General features: G+C 66.1%; 20 protein-coding genes. 6 read left to right on the forward strand and 14 right to left on the reverse strand.

Going from position 1 to position 15,208, the window contains the following annotated elements; all coding sequences use genetic code 11:
• Positions 1-41 precede the first annotated feature (41 nt).
• Together BRADO_RS24810 and BRADO_RS24815 are read left to right on the forward strand one after the other, a co-directional pair.
• Complete coding sequence (locus tag BRADO_RS24810) at positions 42-668, forward strand: helix-turn-helix transcriptional regulator (protein ID WP_012028952.1); 627 nt, start codon at positions 42-44, stop codon at positions 666-668.
• 120 nt (positions 669-788) lie between these two features.
• Positions 789-1,064 (forward strand): hypothetical protein, encoded by a 276-nt coding sequence (locus BRADO_RS24815; RefSeq protein WP_012028953.1) that lies wholly within the window; start codon positions 789-791, stop codon positions 1,062-1,064.
• Between the two features lie 96 nt (positions 1,065-1,160).
• Here the strand turns inward: BRADO_RS24815 and BRADO_RS24820 are convergent, their stop codons facing one another.
• Complete coding sequence (locus tag BRADO_RS24820; RefSeq protein WP_012028954.1) at positions 1,161-2,135, reverse strand: quinone oxidoreductase; 975 nt, start codon at positions 2,133-2,135, stop codon at positions 1,161-1,163.
• A gap of 226 nt (positions 2,136-2,361) precedes the next feature.
• Here BRADO_RS24820 and BRADO_RS24825 point away from each other — a divergent pair, with 226 nt between their 5' ends.
• A complete protein-coding gene (locus BRADO_RS24825; RefSeq protein ID WP_012028955.1) occupies positions 2,362-2,625 on the forward strand; it encodes a hypothetical protein in 264 nt (87 codons plus the stop codon).
• Positions 2,626-2,797: 172 nt separating this feature from the next.
• On the forward strand, positions 2,798-3,124 hold the full coding sequence (locus tag BRADO_RS24830) for a multidrug efflux SMR transporter (RefSeq protein ID WP_012028956.1): 327 nt from the start codon (positions 2,798-2,800) through the stop codon (positions 3,122-3,124).
• Here BRADO_RS24830 and BRADO_RS24835 read toward each other — a convergent pair.
• Positions 3,102-4,094, reverse strand: coding sequence for a YbhN family protein (locus tag BRADO_RS24835; RefSeq protein WP_244422886.1), 993 nt, complete (start codon positions 4,092-4,094; stop codon positions 3,102-3,104). The two genes, BRADO_RS24830 and BRADO_RS24835, sit on opposite strands and share 23 nt — an antisense overlap.
• A 326-nt stretch (positions 4,095-4,420) precedes the next feature.
• Between BRADO_RS24835 and BRADO_RS24840 the strand changes: the two genes are divergently transcribed.
• Positions 4,421-4,642 (forward strand): hypothetical protein, encoded by a 222-nt coding sequence (locus BRADO_RS24840; RefSeq protein WP_012028958.1) that lies wholly within the window; start codon positions 4,421-4,423, stop codon positions 4,640-4,642.
• A gap of 47 nt (positions 4,643-4,689) precedes the next feature.
• Here the strand turns inward: BRADO_RS24840 and BRADO_RS24845 are convergent, their stop codons facing one another.
• The 9 genes from BRADO_RS24845 to phnG are packed head-to-tail and all read right to left on the reverse strand — an operon-like array spanning position 4,690 to position 11,641.
• Positions 4,690-5,301 carry a pyridoxamine 5'-phosphate oxidase family protein gene (locus BRADO_RS24845; protein WP_012028959.1) on the reverse strand — a complete coding sequence of 204 codons (612 nt, stop codon included), beginning with the start codon at positions 5,299-5,301 and terminating at the stop codon, positions 4,690-4,692.
• Positions 5,279-5,920, reverse strand: coding sequence for a phosphonate metabolism protein/1,5-bisphosphokinase (PRPP-forming) PhnN (gene phnN / locus BRADO_RS24850; RefSeq protein WP_012028960.1), 642 nt, complete (start codon positions 5,918-5,920; stop codon positions 5,279-5,281). The genes BRADO_RS24845 and phnN overlap by 23 nt, the downstream gene beginning before the upstream one ends.
• Complete coding sequence (locus BRADO_RS24855; RefSeq protein ID WP_012028961.1) at positions 5,917-7,074, reverse strand: alpha-D-ribose 1-methylphosphonate 5-triphosphate diphosphatase; 1,158 nt, start codon at positions 7,072-7,074, stop codon at positions 5,917-5,919. The genes phnN and BRADO_RS24855 overlap by 4 nt, the downstream gene beginning before the upstream one ends.
• 16 nt (positions 7,075-7,090) lie before the next feature.
• Positions 7,091-7,789, reverse strand: coding sequence for a phosphonate C-P lyase system protein PhnL (gene phnL / locus BRADO_RS24860; RefSeq protein ID WP_041757715.1), 699 nt, complete (start codon positions 7,787-7,789; stop codon positions 7,091-7,093).
• A gap of 11 nt (positions 7,790-7,800) precedes the next feature.
• A complete protein-coding gene (gene phnK, locus BRADO_RS24865; RefSeq protein ID WP_012028963.1) occupies positions 7,801-8,595 on the reverse strand; it encodes a phosphonate C-P lyase system protein PhnK in 795 nt (264 codons plus the stop codon).
• A complete protein-coding gene (locus BRADO_RS24870) occupies positions 8,588-9,472 on the reverse strand; it encodes an alpha-D-ribose 1-methylphosphonate 5-phosphate C-P-lyase PhnJ (protein WP_012028964.1) in 885 nt (294 codons plus the stop codon). The genes phnK and BRADO_RS24870 overlap by 8 nt, the downstream gene beginning before the upstream one ends.
• Complete coding sequence (locus BRADO_RS24875) at positions 9,469-10,572, reverse strand: carbon-phosphorus lyase complex subunit PhnI (protein WP_012028965.1); 1,104 nt, start codon at positions 10,570-10,572, stop codon at positions 9,469-9,471. Before BRADO_RS24875 ends, BRADO_RS24870 begins: the two co-directional genes overlap by 4 nt.
• Positions 10,573-10,574: 2 nt before the next feature.
• Entirely contained in the window at positions 10,575-11,186 is a 612-nt protein-coding gene (phnH, locus tag BRADO_RS24880; RefSeq protein ID WP_012028966.1) for a phosphonate C-P lyase system protein PhnH, read from the reverse strand.
• Entirely contained in the window at positions 11,186-11,641 is a 456-nt protein-coding gene (gene phnG, locus BRADO_RS24885) for a phosphonate C-P lyase system protein PhnG (RefSeq protein WP_012028967.1), read from the reverse strand. Before phnG ends, phnH begins: the two co-directional genes overlap by 1 nt.
• 119 nt (positions 11,642-11,760) lie before the next feature.
• Here phnG and phnF point away from each other — a divergent pair, with 119 nt between their 5' ends.
• Entirely contained in the window at positions 11,761-12,486 is a 726-nt protein-coding gene (gene phnF, locus BRADO_RS24890) for a phosphonate metabolism transcriptional regulator PhnF (RefSeq protein WP_012028968.1), read from the forward strand.
• Positions 12,487-12,517: 31 nt separating this feature from the next.
• Here phnF and BRADO_RS24895 read toward each other — a convergent pair whose 3' ends face one another.
• From BRADO_RS24895 to BRADO_RS24905, 3 genes are read right to left on the reverse strand one after another with little or no spacing between them, the layout of a single operon-like run.
• A complete protein-coding gene (locus BRADO_RS24895; protein ID WP_012028969.1) occupies positions 12,518-13,360 on the reverse strand; it encodes a phosphodiesterase in 843 nt (280 codons plus the stop codon).
• Between the two features lie 4 nt (positions 13,361-13,364).
• The gene (locus tag BRADO_RS24900) at positions 13,365-14,420 is read right to left on the reverse strand and encodes an ABC transporter ATP-binding protein (protein WP_012028970.1); all 1,056 of its coding nucleotides are present in this window, start codon (positions 14,418-14,420) and stop codon (positions 13,365-13,367) included.
• A 2-nt stretch (positions 14,421-14,422) separates the two neighbouring features.
• A complete protein-coding gene (locus BRADO_RS24905) occupies positions 14,423-15,208 on the reverse strand; it encodes an ABC transporter permease (protein ID WP_012028971.1) in 786 nt (261 codons plus the stop codon).

The following is a 15,208-nucleotide window of genomic DNA, read 5'->3' on the forward strand; positions in this document are numbered from 1 at the left end:
ACATATACTCGTTTCCGAGATTCGCAAAAGGGGTCAAAGCCATGTTGGACGTCGCCATGATCGAGCGTGCACTCGAGAAGCCGGGAAAGACCAAGGGAGGGCTTGCCCGCGCCATGGGCGTGCGGCCGGGCGCCGTCTCCGAGATCCTCGGGGGCCAGCGCCTGATCAAGGCCGCCGAAATCCCGCTGATCACCGAATATCTGGAGCTCAACTCCGTCCCGATCATGGGCCGGGTCGGCGCCGGCTCGGTGATCGAGCCGGATTACGAGCAGGTTCCGCTGGAGGGCATCGGCGAGGTCGCCCTGCCCTTCCCGATCTTCGAGGAGACCATCGCCTTCGAGGTCACCGGCGATTCGATGCTGCCGAAATATGAGAATGGCGACGTGATCGTCGTGTACAAGGAGCAGCGCCACCCGCTGTCCAGCTACTACGGCGAGGAGGCCGTGGTGCGGTTGAAGTCCGGCGAGCGTTACCTGAAGACCATCGAGCGCGGCAAGTCGCCGTCCGTGGTCAATCTGAAGAGCTTCAACGCCAAACCGATCGTCGGCGTCAAGCTGGACTGGATCGGCGAGATCTTCGTCACCTTGCCGCGCGGCCAGATCTCGCGGATCCGCGCCAAGGCGGCGGCGAAGTCGCGCGCCCGGGCGGCGAGCAAGTCGGAGCGCTAAGGCACGATCGGAGGGATGCCGGGCGCTCTCGCCTGCGTCCTGTCCGAATCAGCTTGACAAATTTCTGATTTACAGAAATAATGGCGCGATCACCGTCAGCCGAAGGCGAACTGGCGCTCCATGCAGTATTTCGTCGTGATGATCGACTACGGCCGCCGCGGACGCGAGGCCGTGGTCGATCCGGATTTGACCCGGCGCGACGTCGTCGCACGCATCGCGTCGGGCGAGTATGACAATATCAGCTTCATTCACGAGATCGCCGGCCATTCGGTCGCTGACATCACGGCCGATCTGCTGTCCGAAGCACGGCCGCCCGAGATCGACACGTCAGATGCCGATCTGCAGGCCGGGCGGTCCGACCATATGCGAGACCTGCGCAAGCACGAGCGGGCTTGACGGCATCCTGCCGGCGCCCGCGCCACCCGTGGTCACCGCGCTCAATCAACTTGGCCGGCCCTCTGCGGTCCGGCCAACCCATGACGTCTCGATGCCTCAGACCAGAAGGACGGTGGATCCAGTCGTCTTGCGCGCGGCGAGGTCGGCGTGGGCCTTGGCCGCGTCCTTCAGCGGGTATGTCTGATTGACCTCGATCTTGACAGTTCCCGACTTGACGACGTCGAACAGCTCATTGGCCATCGCCACCAGACTCTCGCGCTTGGCGGCGTAGGTGAACAGCGTCGGCCGGGTCACGAACAGCGAGCCCTTCTGCGCCAGCAGGCCGAGATTGAGCGGATCGACCGAACCGGAGGACTGGCCGAACAGCACCGCGTAACCGAGCGGCGCCAGGCAATCGAGCGACTTCAGGAATGTGTCCTTGCCTACGGAATCATAGACCACCGGCACCTTCTTGCCGCCGGTGATCTCGTTGACACGGGCGACGAAGTCCTCGCGCGAATAGACGATGGTGTGCTCGCAGCCATGCGCCTCGGCCAGTTGCGCCTTGTCGTCGCTCGAGACCGTGCCGATCACGGTCACGCCGAGGTGCTTGGCCCACTGGCTCAGGATCAGGCCGACGCCGCCCGCAGCGGCGTGCAGCAGAATGGTCTCGCCCGCCTTGACGCGGTAGGTCTGTCGGATCAGGTACTGCGCCGTGAGACCCTTGAGCATCATTGCAGCGGCCGTCTTGTCGTCGATCTCGTCGGGCAACTTCAGCAGCAGCGCCGCCGGCATCAGTCGCGCCTCGGAATAGGCGCCCAGCGGCGACGAGCCATAGGCGACGCGGTCGCCGACCTTGAGGTCCGTCACCCCTTCGCCGACCTCCTCGACGACGCCGGCACCCTCGCTGCCCAATCCACTCGGCAGTTGGACCGGATAGAGCCCCGACCGATTGTAGATATCGATGAAATTCAGGCCGACCGCGGTATGGCGGATGCGCGCTTCGCCCGGGCCGGGCTTGCCGACCTCGACCTGCTCCCAGGTGAGAACCTCCGGACCACCGGTCTTGTGGAAACGAATGGCGTTCGTCATGCTGCTCATCCTCCCTGCTTGACGCCCGAGGCCGCTCCGCTCTGTCGCGGTCGTTCTGCCTGCATCGGCACAATCGTCTTCGGGCAATCGATACCGGCTCATGTGGTAGCCGCTCGCCTCGCCGCTTGGCAACCGCCTTCAGAGCCGCCCTCACGATCCCGGATCGCCGGCCAGGAACCACGCCGGCCGGTCCTGCGTTCACCGGCGAACGTCGAGGACCCGTCTCATGCCGCCAAAAAAACGCAGCGCCGTGGTCAGCCCGGCCATCCTGATCGAACTTGCCTGTCACACGATCATGGGCATCGCCCTGGGGCTGGGGCTGGCGTTTGCCCTGACGCAGGTCGACGCGTTCGGCATCTCGACACTGATCGCTCACAGCCCCGATCCGCATATGACGTTCGTGGTCTTCGTCGGCACCTTCACGCTGGCCTTCGCCGTCGGCGCGAGCCTGACCGGCTTCGTGTTCACGATGATGGAAGAGCGGTCTTAAGACGACTCCAAGTACGGTCCGCGCTGCTGCGAGGCTCGCGCGCGCGTAAGCCATCGGCGTTGTCACATGCGCGTCGTGCAAAGATTGCAGATGAGCGGCATTCGGATCGCGTGGAGACCAGAATGCCCGGACCAGCGCGTGCGACCGCTCCGCCATCAGCGAGCCTGCGATCATGACGGGCGGCTGGCTCGCACTCCTGGCCGCAGGTCTGCTCGAAATCATCTGGGCGCTCGGCCTGAAGCATTCCGACGGCCTGACCCGTTTCTGGCCGAGTCTCGGAACCGTCGTGGCGATCCTGCTGAGCTTTGCGATGATGTCGCTCGCCTTGCGGTCGCTGCCGTTCGGCACCGCCTATGCGGTGTGGACGGGAATTGGAGCGGCCGGAAGCATGGTCGTCGGCATGTGGCTCTACAGCGAGCCGGCCGATCCGGTCCGGCTGCTCTGCCTGACGCTGATCATCGCCGGCATCATGGGCCTCAAGCTGAACTCGCCGGTTTGACCGCTCGCGTCCTGCGCCAGCTCCGTCGCATCTCGATGCCGCCGAACAGCGCCAGCGACAGCACGAACGGGATCAGGTGATAGAGCACGCGAAAGATCAGCAGCGCTGCCAGCAGCTTCTCCTGATCGTCGCCACCGAGGCCGAGCAGGATGGTCGCATCAAACAGCCCGATGCCGGCCGGCGCATGGCTTGCGAATCCGAGCAGGGTCGCTGCGATGAACACCGCCATCAGCCGGGCGACGTCGATGCCGAGCTCGGCCGGGATCAGCATGTACATGGCGAGCGCGGCGGTGCTGAGATCGAACAGTCCGATCAGGATCTGCAGCAGCACCAGGGGTCCCGACGGCAGGCGCACACGCCATCGCCGGCTCCCGCGTCCTGGCCAGCTCCAGATCACGAAGCCGAGGATGCCGCAAAGCAGTGCCGCCGCGATCAGCCGGTTGAGCGTGGGCGGCCAGTACTCCACCCAGCCGAACGCATCCGGGTCGATCATCAGGCTGAGCCCAAGCGCAGTCAGGTTGCCGAGCCAGAAGGTCAAGCCGGTGAGAAAGCTGATCTTGGCGATGTCCATCGCGCGCAGCCTATAAGGCGCGTAGATCCGGTATCTCACCAAGGGAGAGATCAGCGCCACCGCACCGATGCCATGCGCAATCGGATAGCTGGTGAAGCTGCCGACAGCCGCGGCCCGAAACGGGATGTCATCGCGACCGATCGCGCGCAGCGCGAAGAGGTCGTAGAGTGTCAGACCAGCGTAAGACAGCGCGATCAGCATCAGCGCCAACGCGATGAGCTTCGGATCCGTCGCCTCTGCGATTGCGAGCACATGGCCGATATCGAGCTTCTTGACAGCGCGCATGAGCACGGCGATTGCGATGCCCGCGATCACGAGGCTCATCGCCAAGCCCGCGAGCCCCCGCAGCCAAGCCCTTCGGTTCAGCTGCGGCGGCAGATCATCGTTCAGTACGGCCATTCAGCGGATCTTCTCGCCGAGGCGGTACGCGCCGGCTGATTCGAGCAGGATAATGGCGCCGTCTGACACGGCGATGTGACAGCTGCGTTACCGTTCCATTGCGGGACATACGCAGTTAACGATTTGTCAACGAGGCACGAGAGGCGTGGTGCGCTGCAGAGATGCTCAGAACGCTGCATCGCACATTGCGGATCATTCAAATTTGAATTAATCGCTGCGCCCCTCACGCGTAATGAGTGTGCCGTATCACTACGGATGCAGAGCGGTCGCATCTTCGTCACGCTGACTTCCTAAGACGTGTGCGCGACAAGAAGCTTCGAGGCAACATGAACGCAGAATCCGATTACGAGCTCACGCCAGATCAATGGGAGACGCTCAAGGCGCTCCGCGGTCCCGTGCGCGACGGCCGTCGGCCGAACGGCTTCATCGTCGGCCAACTCGTTGCGCTTGGGCTCGCGGTGATCAGCAACGAAACGGCGCAGATCACGCCCGATGGACGGAAGGTCCTCATCCGCGGCTCGTCGCGCCTGCTCGACGTCGCCGCTTGACCAGCCGTCTCTCCAACCCATCACATTGATGGCCCGCAGCTCCGCGCTCACCACATCGACTTCCGCGCACGCTCGGGCCACTCACGGTCGTACTCTTCGCCGTTGACGGCGTTGGCGGTCATCGCGGCCAGGATCTGCCCGGGTGTCGGAATCTCGCGCGGATCGACGCGCTTGTCCGGGTTCCAGAGATCGGAACGCACGATGGCGCGGGCGCATTGAAAGTAGATCTCCTCGATCGTCATCACGAGCACCGTCCGCGGCAGCTTGCCTTCCATCCGGAACGATTCGAGCAGCTCCGCATCCGCTGACAGATGGCCTCGCCCGTTGACGCGTAGCGTATTGCCGGATCCCGGAATCAGGAACAGCAGGCCGATACGCGGATCGCGCACGATGTTGCGCAATGAATCGACGCGGTTGTTGCCGCGCCGGTCGGGCAGCATCAGCGTCTTGTCGTCGTGAATGCGGACAAAACCCGGACGGTCGCCGCGGGGCGAGCAATCGAGACCTTCCGGGCCCGATGTCGCGAGCGCGACGAACGGCGATTTCTCGATCATCACCCGATACTGCGGCGTCACCCGATCGGCGACCTTGGCCGTCGACGCCAGTCCGGTCTCGCCGTAGATCGCCTCGAGTTGCTCAACGGTGGTGATGATCGACATCGTTCACAGCTCCCATCAACTCGGCCGAAGCACTCGCATCGGATCCCTTGATCACCTCGATCAGCCTGAGTCCGTGAGTGGCGGGATCGCCGACATTGTTGATCGTGAGGTCAGCGATCACCGACTCGTTGCCCACGGTCCGATGCAGCCGCTCACCGATGTCGGTGTCGCTCGGACGATGCCGCTTGCCCAGCCGCTCCGCAAGCACGTCCGCCGGCGCGGTGATGTTCACGACGACGACATCGGCATAGTCGCGGCGTGCCGCGGGGATGACCGTGCGCGACACGTTCACCACGACGGTGCGACCGGCGGCGAGATCGTCCTTGATCGCGCGCGGCACGCCGTAGCAATGACCGTGCGCGGTCCAATGCAGCGCGAACGCGCCGGACGCGAGAGCCTCGCGGAACGCGGCCTCGCTCATTTCACGATTGTCTTCGAAAGTGGACGCTTCACGGGTCACGACCCGCTGCGGAAACACGATGCGGTCGTCGTCGTCGCACGCAGCCCGCGCCAGATTGATCAACGTGTCCTTGCCCGCGCCGCTCGGTCCGACGACGAGCACCAGCCGGCCCGGACCAAGGCGGGCGTTGTGATCCGAGCCAGTCGACGCCGCGCTCATGCCACACGCAGCCCTTCCCGCCAGACGCTGCGTACGACGGCATGGTCGCCGGCGACGTGAACGCGGATCAGATCCGCGCGCTTGCCAGGAGCGATCTCGCCGCGGTCACGCAGGCCGACCGCGTCGGCCGGGGCCTTGGTGACGGTGCGAACCGCGGCAGCGAGGTCGATCGCCGGGACGCGCCGTGGCAGTTGCAGCGCGCCCATCAGCAGGCTCGACGGCACATAGTCCGACGACAGAATGTCGAGCAGACCCTCGCGCGCGAGATCGACAGCTGCAATGTTACCGGAATGCGAGCCGCCGCGGACCACGTTGGGCGCACCCATCAGGATGCTGATGCCAGCCTCGTGAAGTCCGCGTGCCGCTTCCATCGTGGTCGGAAATTCCGCCACGGCGATGCCGTCCTTGATCGCGTCGGCGACGTTCTCGTCGGTGGTGTCGTCATGGCTGGCGAGCGGCACGTCATGGGTCTTGGCGAGCGCGACGATGTCGCGCATGTTCGCTGCCGCATAGGCCTGCTGATAGGCGAAGCGACGCGCGAACATCACGTCGAGCTCCGCGTCGGTCTTGCCGCCGCTCTTGCCGCGGTAGTAGTCCCGCAGCTTGCCCTCGTCGCGGAACTGGCGCTGGCCCGGCGTGTGGTCCATCAGCGACATCAGCCGGACATCGGAGCGGCCCGCCAACTGCTTTGCCTCCTCGACCACGGTCGGCATCGGCACTTCGCAGCGCAGATGCAGGAAATGATCGGCGCGCAGCAGGCGTGCGTCGCGCGCGCGCGCGATCGCATCCGCCAGCACATTGGCCTGGCCATCGACGCCTTCGGCGCCCTCCTCGCTCCAGACGCGCAGCGAATCCAGCACCGTGGTGATGCCGGCCGTCGCGAGCTGTCCGTCATAGGAAATCACCGCGGCGACCGGATCCCAATACACTTTCGGGCGCGGCACGAAATGCGCTTCGAGGTGATCGGTGTGCAACTCGACAAGCCCGGGCATCAGCAGATCGCCGCCTGCGTCATGACTGCCAGCGGGCGCGGCGCCTTCGCCGATCTCGGCGATCCGGCCTCCGGCCAACGCCACCCACCCCTGCTCGATGACACGGTCGGCGAGCACCAGCCGGGCGTTGCCTATCACGGTGTCGGACATGTTCGCGCTCATCTGCTCCCTCTGCCTGCTACGCCGCCGCTGCGAAATTCGTCACATCCACCGTGCGGTCCGCGATGGCAGCACGAATATCATCGTCGTGCACGATCGCAATCATCGCGACGCCGGCCTGCTTCTTTGCGGCGATGAGATCGACCACCACGGCCCGGTTCGCCGCATCGAGCGAGGCCGTCGGCTCGTCCAGCAGCAGGATCGGCAGGTCGGAGATGAAGCCGCGCGCGATGTTGACACGCTGCTGCTCGCCGCCGGAGAACGTCGACGGCGGCAACGACCATAGCCGCTCCGGAATGTTCAGCAGGGCCAGCAACGCGCCGGCGCGCGCGCGTGCCTCCTCGCGTGTCCCGCCGGCCGCCAGCAGCGGCTCGGCGACGACATCCAGCGCCGCCACGCGCGGCACCGCACGCAGAAACTGGCTGACATAGCCGATCGTGTGCCGCCGCGCGTCGAGCACCAGGCGCGGCTCGGCGCCGGCGAGATTTGTCATCTCGCCCTGGTGACGGACGCTGATGCGGCCGCCGTCGCAGCGATAGTTGCCGAAGATCATCTTCAGGATCGACGACTTGCCCGCCCCCGACGGGCCGGACAGCACGACGCATTCGCCGGCCGCGACCTGGAACGAGACGCCCTGCACCACCGGCAGCGAGATGCCGCCCTGCAGGTGCATGGTGAAGGTCTTCCGGGCATTGTCGACGTCGAGCATCACGGTCATGGTCATCGGGCTCATGGCGGCAGGATCGAGGAGACGAGAAGCTGTGTGTAGGGCTCTCGCGGATCATCGAGCACCTGGTCGGTCAGGCCGGTCTCGATCACCCGCCCCTCCTTCATGACCATCACACGATGGGACAACAGCCGCGCCACGGCAAGGTCGTGCGTGACGACAATCGCGGCGAGGCCGAGCTCGTTGACGAGGCTGCGCATCAGGTCGAGCAGCCGCGCCTGCACCGAGACGTCGAGTCCGCCGGTCGGCTCATCCATGAACACCAGTCTCGGCTCGGTGACCAGATTGCGCGCGATCTGCAGCCGCTGCCGCATGCCGCCGGAATAGGTCCGCGGCGCATCGTCGATCCGCGCAACGTCGATCTCGACACGCTCGAGCCAGGACGACGCCGTCTGCCGGATACGACCGTAGTTGTTCCAGCCGACCGCCATCAGCCGCTCGCCGACATTGGCACCGGCGGAGACCGCCATGCGCAAGCCCTGGGCCGGGTCCTGATGCACATAGCCCCAGTCGGTGCGAAACAGGAAGCGGCGCTCGGCCTCACCGAGCTCAGCGAGATCGCGCAGCACGCCGTCGCGCATCCGATACGAAACGCGGCCGCCGCTCGGCGCGAGCTGGGCCGACAGCATCTGCAGCAGCGTCGATTTGCCCGAGCCGGATTCACCGACGATCGCGAGCACCTCGCCGGGATAGAGCACGAAGGATACGTCGCGGCAGGCCGCGAGACGGCCATAGCTCTTGGTCAGCCCCTCGGCGGCGAGCAGCGGCTGATCCGATGCGCCGGTCACCTCAGCCATGGGCCGCCTCCTTGTGCGGAGCGGCGCTCTCGGTGCCGCAATGTCCGGCCGCCTGGCGGCCCTCGCAATAGTCGGTATCGGAGCAGACGTACATCCGGCTGCCCTTGTTGTTGGTCACGATCTCGTCGAGATAAGAATCTTCCGCTCCACACAGCGCACAGGGCGCATCGAACTTGTAGCGCGTGAACGGATGGTCCTCGAAATCGAGCGACACCACCGACGTATAAGGCGGAATAGCGTAGATGCGCTTTTCGCGGCCGGCACCGAACAATTGCAAGGCCGGGCAATTGTCCATCTTGGGATTGTCGAACTTCGGCGTCGGCGACGGGTCCATTACATAGCGCGCATTGACCTTGACCGGATAGGCATAGGAGGTCGCGATGTGGCCGAAGCGTGCAATGTCCTCATACAGCTTGACGTGCATCAGACCATATTCGGCCAACGCATGCATGCGCCGCGTCTCGGTCTCGCGCGGTTCGAGGAACCGCAGCGGCTCCGGGATCGGCACCTGATACACCAGCACCTGTCCCGCGCGCAGCGGCGCCTCGGGAATGCGGTGGCGGGTCTGGATCACGGTCGCAGCATCCGTCGACGTCGTGGTCGCGACGCCCGCGGTCTTGGCGAAGAACTTACGGATCGAGATCGCATTGGTGGTGTCGTCCGAGCCCTGATCGATCACCTTGAGCACGTCGTCGGGACCGAGGATGGCCGCGGTGACCTGGACGCCGCCGGTGCCCCAGCCATAGGGCATCGGCATCTCGCGGCTCGCGAACGGCACCTGGTAGCCCGGGATCGCGATCGCCTTCAGGATCGCGCGGCGGATCATCCGCTTGGTCTGCTCGTCGAGATAGGCGAAGTTGTAGGTCGGCGCGTTCATTCCGCAGCCTCCTTCATCGCGGGAGCGGCATTGGCGTCGGCAAATTCCTGACGCAGTTTTCGCAGCAGGCCGAGTTCGGACTGGAAGTCGACGTAGTGCGGCAGCTTGAGATGCTCGACGAAGCCGGTCGCTTGGACGTTGTCGGAGTGCGACATCACGAACTCCTCGTCCTGCGCCGGCGCGATGACGTCCTCACCGAGTTCGCGCGCGCGCAGCGCGCGATCGACCAGCGCCATCGACATCGTCTTGCGCTCGCTCTGGCCGAACGCCAGCCCGTAACCGCGCGTGAAACACGGCGGCTCGGTGGCCGAGCCCTTGAACTGATTGACCATCTGGCATTCGGTCAACTCGATCGATCCGAGCGGCACTGCGAAGCCGATCTCCTCAGCAAAGAACTCTACCTCGACCTCGCCGAAGCGGATCTCGCCTGCGAAGGGATGATTGCGGCCGTAGCCGCGCTGGGTCGAGTAGCCCAGCGCGAGCAGGAAGCCCTCGTCGCCGCGCGCCAGATTCTGCAGCCGCAGATCGCGACCGGCCGGAAAGCTCAGGGGATCGCGCGTGAGATCGCCGACCGGCGCATCGGCCTCCGCTGCGGGAGACGGCTCGATCAGTCCGTCCTGACCGAGGATATCGGTCACGCGCGGCATCGGGACATCGGACGTTGCAGCGAGGGCCGGATTTTCCGGATCGCCGCCTTGTGCCAGGCCCGGGTCGAGCAGCCGATGCGTGTAGTCGAAAGTCGGTCCCAGCACCTGCCCGCCGGGAATGTCCTTGAAGGTGGACGAGACCCGCCGCTGCACGCGCATCCCGCCGGTATTGACCGGCTCGGTCGCACCGAAGCGCGGCAAGGTCGCGCGGAAGGCACGCACCAGAAAGATCGCCTCGATCAGATCGCCGCGCGCCTGTTTGATCGCGAGTGCCGCCAGCTCGCGGTCATACAGCGAGCCCTCGCTCATGACGCGATCGACCGCGAGCCCGAGCTGCTCGGAGATCTGCGACAGCGACAGCTCCGGCACGCTGCGGTCGCCGCGACGCTCATGCGCCAGCAGCCGGTGCGCATTCTCGATGGCGCGCTCGCCACCCTTCACCGCTACATACATGGTCAGACTCCCGAGGCTGCGAGGCGCGTCGTGCGCGGGATTGCGACCAGCGAGCGATCATCGACCAGGATCACGTCGATGCCGCGCGGAAACAGCGCCTGATTCATCGACAGCCGCGCGAACAGGTCGGCTGGCGCGAGCGTGGCCGTCAACGCCGTCGTGCCGTCAATGCCCGGACCACGCAGGCGAAACGACTCGCCTGCAGCCAGGCTCGGCACCTGCATGATCAGCGTGGTCGAGCGATCGGGATACTCGGCCGTCCCCAGCGCGAACGAGGCCAGATCCGGCAGGGCGCCGGGCTCTGCGATCAGCGCGAAGCTCGCTGCGTCCGGCTGCGAGACGATCGGCGCGCCGGTGTGAAACTTCAGCCAGGCACCGACATCAGCCGCGCGCGCGAAGGCCTGATCCAGCCAGACCGGCGTGTCCTGATCCAACAGGGTCAGCGCGACAGCCGCGACACCCGCCATCATCGACGGCGGACGGCCGACGTCGCCGTCGATCGTCATCACCTGCCCCGGACGCGCCATCGCCTCCATCACCGTGCGAAAAATCGACTGCGCCGACAGCACCTTGTCGGCGAACCCGGGCTGCAGTTCGGTCGTCGTCGCCGCCATCAGCCTTCTCCCCGCACCATGGTGTAGAAATCGACGCGCGTAGCCGCGGCCTCCGCTGCGCTCCGCTGCTGATCCGCCCGCAGCTGCGCGCGCAGGGGAGCCACAACCTTGGTCTCAATTGCCTGGGCATGCTCAGGCGACTGCAGCAGCGCATCGCACAGCGCGATCAGCCGCGCCTTGTCGCTGTCACGCCCGAGCACATAGCCGAAACCGACCTCGCCGCTGTCGAGCCGGATGGCCGCACGGGACACGGTCGCCTCGCCCAGATTGAACGGCGCGCCATCGCCGCCGACACGGCCGCGCACCATGACCAGACCGCTCTCGGCGGCCCGGAGCTCCCGATGCGGCGGCACCGTCACTTCAGCCATTCGCGTCCCGATGTCAGCAGAAGGAACATGCGCGAGCACGCGCATCGCTCCCTTCCGCCTCTCCTGCAACGCCGTGTCACCGCTCATCGCCCGTTCCGATCTTGCCCGGCTCAAGTTGTCTATGATAATAGACAACTTGATAAGAGAGCGCCATGACTGTTTGATGACATGGCTGTGATTTTCGGCAGCCGCTGGTTGGAGCCGCGATGAGCATTGAGGACGCCGGATCTGGCGTGGCACTGTGGCGGCGCGTCGCCGACGGCATCGAGCGCGAGATCGCCGAAGGTCGCTTCCCGGCGGGAACACGGCTGCCCGGCGAGACCGAGATCGCAGAGAGCTATCGTGTCAACCGCCACACCGTCCGCCGCGCGCTCGCGACCCTGGCCGAACGCGGACTGGTGCGCGCCGAGCGCGGCAGCGGGACCTATGTCGAGGCCCCTCGCTTGTCCTATCCGCTGCGTTCGCGCACGCGCTTCTCCGAGATCGTCGGCGCCGGCGGCCGCGAGCCGCGCGGACAGTTGATCGCGGCATCCGAGGAGCCGGCGACGCGCGAGCTCGCGCGCGCGTTGGGATTGAAGACCGGCGCGCCTCTCATCCGCATCGAGGCGCTGCGCTTCGCCGACAAGACGCCGATCTGCGTCAGCACGTCTTTTCTGTCAGCCGAGCGGTTTCCGGACGCGGGGGGCATCTTTGCCGCGGTCCGCTCGATGACGGCCCTGCTGGCGCATTACGGCATCCGCGACTATCGCCGCGGCGGGACCCGTATCACGGCTGCGATCGCCGACGCCGGCGACGCCGCGCGACTCGACCTCGCGTTGGGGCGCCCCGTGCTGGTCGTGGACAGCACCGACATCGACGCCGACGGCACCCCACTGGTCAGCAAGCGCTCGCGCTTTGCCGCGGAGCGCGTGACCTTCGAGGTGGAAGGCTGATCGGCGTCCGCGGCGCGGCTCGAACCGCCAATCAGTCGATCAACGTCCCATCCGGATTGAAGAACGGGTGCGGCCCCTCGAAGTCGCCGATCGGGACCTGATGAGTCACGATCGTTCCGAACTCCGGCCCGGCAAACCAGGCGTGTAGATGAAACGCCTGCGGCTCGACCTTGAAGGCCGGCGTGCGGAACATGGCGAGGTCGAGATCGACGGCATGGTTCGGCGCCGGGCAGATCGTGCAGGGAACGCCGGCAAAGCGCGTCAGCGCGGCGCGGTGAACGTGGCCGCAGCCGATCAGTTGCACCCGCGGATGGCGCCGCACGATAGCGGCGAGCTCGTCGGCATTGCGCAGATTCTGCCGGTCCATGTGCCAGATGCCGGCGGCGAAGGGCGGGTGATGCAGGAACAGCAGCGCCGGTCGGTCGGAGCTGGCAGCAAGCATGGTTTCCAGCCAGCCAAGGCTGTGCGCATCGAGCTCACCGTGCGGTTGGCCCGGCACACTGGAGTCGAGCAGCAGCAGATCGAGCTCGGCCAGTTGGACGTGCCGGTTGAGCGCACCCGACGCCGTTTCGTACGCATGGTCGGGGAATGCAGCGCGCATCAGCTCGCGCGAATCGTGGTTGCCGGGGATCGCGACGAACGGAAGCTGCAACGCCTCCAGCAGGGTCTTCAGATGAGTGTACTCGTCGGCGGACGGCGTGTCGGCCAGATCGCCCGAGATCACGACGAGGTCGATTCGGGGCGCGAACCGGTTGAGTTCCGTGATGCAGCGGGATAGCGCCTGCGCGGTGTCGACACGGCGATAGGCGAGACGCCCGGGCGCCTTGATGTGCAGGTCAGAAATCTGGGCGATGGTGACGGGGGGCTTTGTCATGGCGTCAGCCTTCGTCAGGAAGCAGGCGAATGGCCGCCGGTGGAATCGAAAGCCCCACGCGCTCGCCGGCGCTGGCCGTGAACGTATTCGGCGCATCCACCGCCAGCGGAACCGACGCCGCATCACGCACGATGATGCGCTGCCGATCTCCGGCGAAACGAACGCTGTCGACGGTGCCCGCAAGGTCAGCCGTCGCGGCATCGGCCAGCATGATGGTCTCGGGGCGGACCATCGCGACCGCCCTGCTCATCGCATCTCGTCCGCTCACCGGCACCCGGCCTCCGGGCAGGATCAGCGTGCCGCTCTCGATCGGCGCCTCGATGATATTCGCGGCCCCGACGAATTCGGCGACGAAGCGGTTGGCCGGCGTGAAGTAGATCTCGCGCGGCGTGCCGACCTGCGCAATGGACCCCTTGCGCATGACCACGATGCGGTCGCCGAGCTCCATCGCCTCCGCCTGGTCATGGGTTACATAGATCGCGGTGATGCCGAGCTTGCGCAGGAGGTCGTTGAGCTCGCCGCGCAGGCGCTCGCGCAGCGCCGCGTCGAGCGCCGTCAACGGCTCGTCCAGCAGCAGCACGCTCGGCCGGATCGCAACCGCGCGCGCGAGCGCAACCCGCTGGCGCTGTCCACCGGAGAGCTGGTCGATGCGCCGGTCCTCCAGACCCCCGAGATTCGTCAGCGCGACGAGCTCGGCCACGCGCGCCGCGCGCTCGGCCTTCGACAGGCCGCGGAGCTTCAGCCCGTAACCGATGTTGCCGGCGACGCTCATGTTCGGGAACAGCGCGTAGGACTGGAACACCATGCCGACATTGCGCTTCTCGATCGGCTGGCGCGTGAGATCCTTGCCGTCGAACAGCACACGACCGCCGCTGTCCGGTGTCTCGAGGCCGGCGACGATCCGCAGCAGCGTGGTCTTGCCGCAACCGGACGGCCCGAGCAGCACCAGCGTCTCGCTCTGGGCGATATCGAGGGTCGCGCGCGCCAGCGCGCAGGTCCCGTCGGCGAAGGTCTTGCCGCAATTCTCCACCTTCAGCGCGGCGCCGTGCCGGGTCATCATGTTCACCGTGATTGTCCTCTTTCGCCGATCCATTGCATGGCCACCAGCAGCGGGATGATCATGACGAAGAAGATCAGCGTATAGGCCGAGGCGACCTCGAGCCGCATCGATGCGTAGCTGTCGGCAAGGCCAACCGGCAATGTCTTGGTGAGCGGCGTGTGCAGCATCCAGGTCAGGTTGAACTCGCCGAGCGACAGCGTCACCACCATCAGGCTGCCGGCCAGGATTCCCGGCGCGGCATTGGGCACGATGACATCGACGAAACGGCGCCACGGTGGCGCGCCGACGGAGGCAGCACCTTCGTCGAGGGATTTGACATCGATGGTCGCGAACACCGCCATCACCGAGCGGACCATGAACGGCATGGTGAAGATCACGTGCCCTGCCAGGATGAACAGCCACGAGCGGCGGAAGCTGCCGAAGCCGCCATAGGTGAGCAGCAGCGCCAGCGCGATCGCGAGCCCGGGAATGGCGAGCGGCAGCGTGATGATCTCCTCGATCAGGCGCGCCAGCCGCCCGCCACGGACATACAGGGCGTAGGCGGCGGGCACGCCGACCACGAGCGTGACCGCGAGCGTGCCCAGCGCAATCATGATCGAGGCCAGGATCGTTCCGGCGTAGAGCTCCCAGACCTGGGCGACCCATTGCAGGGTCACACCCGACTGAAGGCCGCGGAAGTAACTCACCGTCACGCCCGCGGCAATCGAGAGTCCGGCAGGCACCGCCAGAAACGCAGCGACGAGCAGCGTGAACAGAAATTGAAGCGTGAAGAGAATCCGGTTGCGCAC

Source organism: Bradyrhizobium sp. ORS 278 (genome assembly GCF_000026145.1).
Classification (GTDB): domain Bacteria; phylum Pseudomonadota; class Alphaproteobacteria; order Rhizobiales; family Xanthobacteraceae; genus Bradyrhizobium.

Excerpts from the sequence above, each read along its gene's own strand:
- BRADO_RS24820 (WP_012028954.1), bottom strand. The coding sequence starts at position 2,135 with ATGACGAACGCCATTCGTTTCCACAAGACCGGTGGTCCGGAGGTTCTC.
- phnL (WP_041757715.1), bottom strand. The coding sequence starts at position 7,789 with ATGACCGTGATGCTCGACGTCGACAATGCCCGGAAGACCTTCACCATG.
- BRADO_RS24815 (WP_012028953.1), top strand. The coding sequence starts at position 789 with ATGCAGTATTTCGTCGTGATGATCGACTACGGCCGCCGCGGACGCGAG.
- BRADO_RS24845 (WP_012028959.1), bottom strand. The coding sequence starts at position 5,301 with ATGTCGATCATCACCACCGTTGAGCAACTCGAGGCGATCTACGGCGAG.
- phnK (WP_012028963.1), bottom strand. The coding sequence starts at position 8,595 with ATGGCTGAGGTGACCGGCGCATCGGATCAGCCGCTGCTCGCCGCCGAG.
- BRADO_RS24825 (WP_012028955.1), top strand. The coding sequence starts at position 2,362 with ATGCCGCCAAAAAAACGCAGCGCCGTGGTCAGCCCGGCCATCCTGATC.
- BRADO_RS24830 (WP_012028956.1), top strand. The coding sequence starts at position 2,798 with ATGACGGGCGGCTGGCTCGCACTCCTGGCCGCAGGTCTGCTCGAAATC.
- phnF (WP_012028968.1), top strand. The coding sequence starts at position 11,761 with ATGAGCATTGAGGACGCCGGATCTGGCGTGGCACTGTGGCGGCGCGTC.
- phnH (WP_012028966.1), bottom strand. The coding sequence starts at position 11,186 with ATGGCGGCGACGACGACCGAACTGCAGCCCGGGTTCGCCGACAAGGTG.
- BRADO_RS24835 (WP_244422886.1), bottom strand. The coding sequence starts at position 4,094 with ATGGCCGTACTGAACGATGATCTGCCGCCGCAGCTGAACCGAAGGGCT.
- phnN (WP_012028960.1), bottom strand. The coding sequence starts at position 5,920 with ATGAGCGCGGCGTCGACTGGCTCGGATCACAACGCCCGCCTTGGTCCG.
- phnG (WP_012028967.1), bottom strand. The coding sequence starts at position 11,641 with ATGAGCGGTGACACGGCGTTGCAGGAGAGGCGGAAGGGAGCGATGCGC.
- BRADO_RS24855 (WP_012028961.1), bottom strand. The coding sequence starts at position 7,074 with ATGAGCGCGAACATGTCCGACACCGTGATAGGCAACGCCCGGCTGGTG.
- BRADO_RS24895 (WP_012028969.1), bottom strand. The coding sequence starts at position 13,360 with ATGACAAAGCCCCCCGTCACCATCGCCCAGATTTCTGACCTGCACATC.
- BRADO_RS24810 (WP_012028952.1), top strand. The coding sequence starts at position 42 with ATGTTGGACGTCGCCATGATCGAGCGTGCACTCGAGAAGCCGGGAAAG.
- BRADO_RS24870 (WP_012028964.1), bottom strand. The coding sequence starts at position 9,472 with ATGAACGCGCCGACCTACAACTTCGCCTATCTCGACGAGCAGACCAAG.
- BRADO_RS24900 (WP_012028970.1), bottom strand. The coding sequence starts at position 14,420 with ATGATGACCCGGCACGGCGCCGCGCTGAAGGTGGAGAATTGCGGCAAG.
- BRADO_RS24840 (WP_012028958.1), top strand. The coding sequence starts at position 4,421 with ATGAACGCAGAATCCGATTACGAGCTCACGCCAGATCAATGGGAGACG.
- BRADO_RS24875 (WP_012028965.1), bottom strand. The coding sequence starts at position 10,572 with ATGTATGTAGCGGTGAAGGGTGGCGAGCGCGCCATCGAGAATGCGCAC.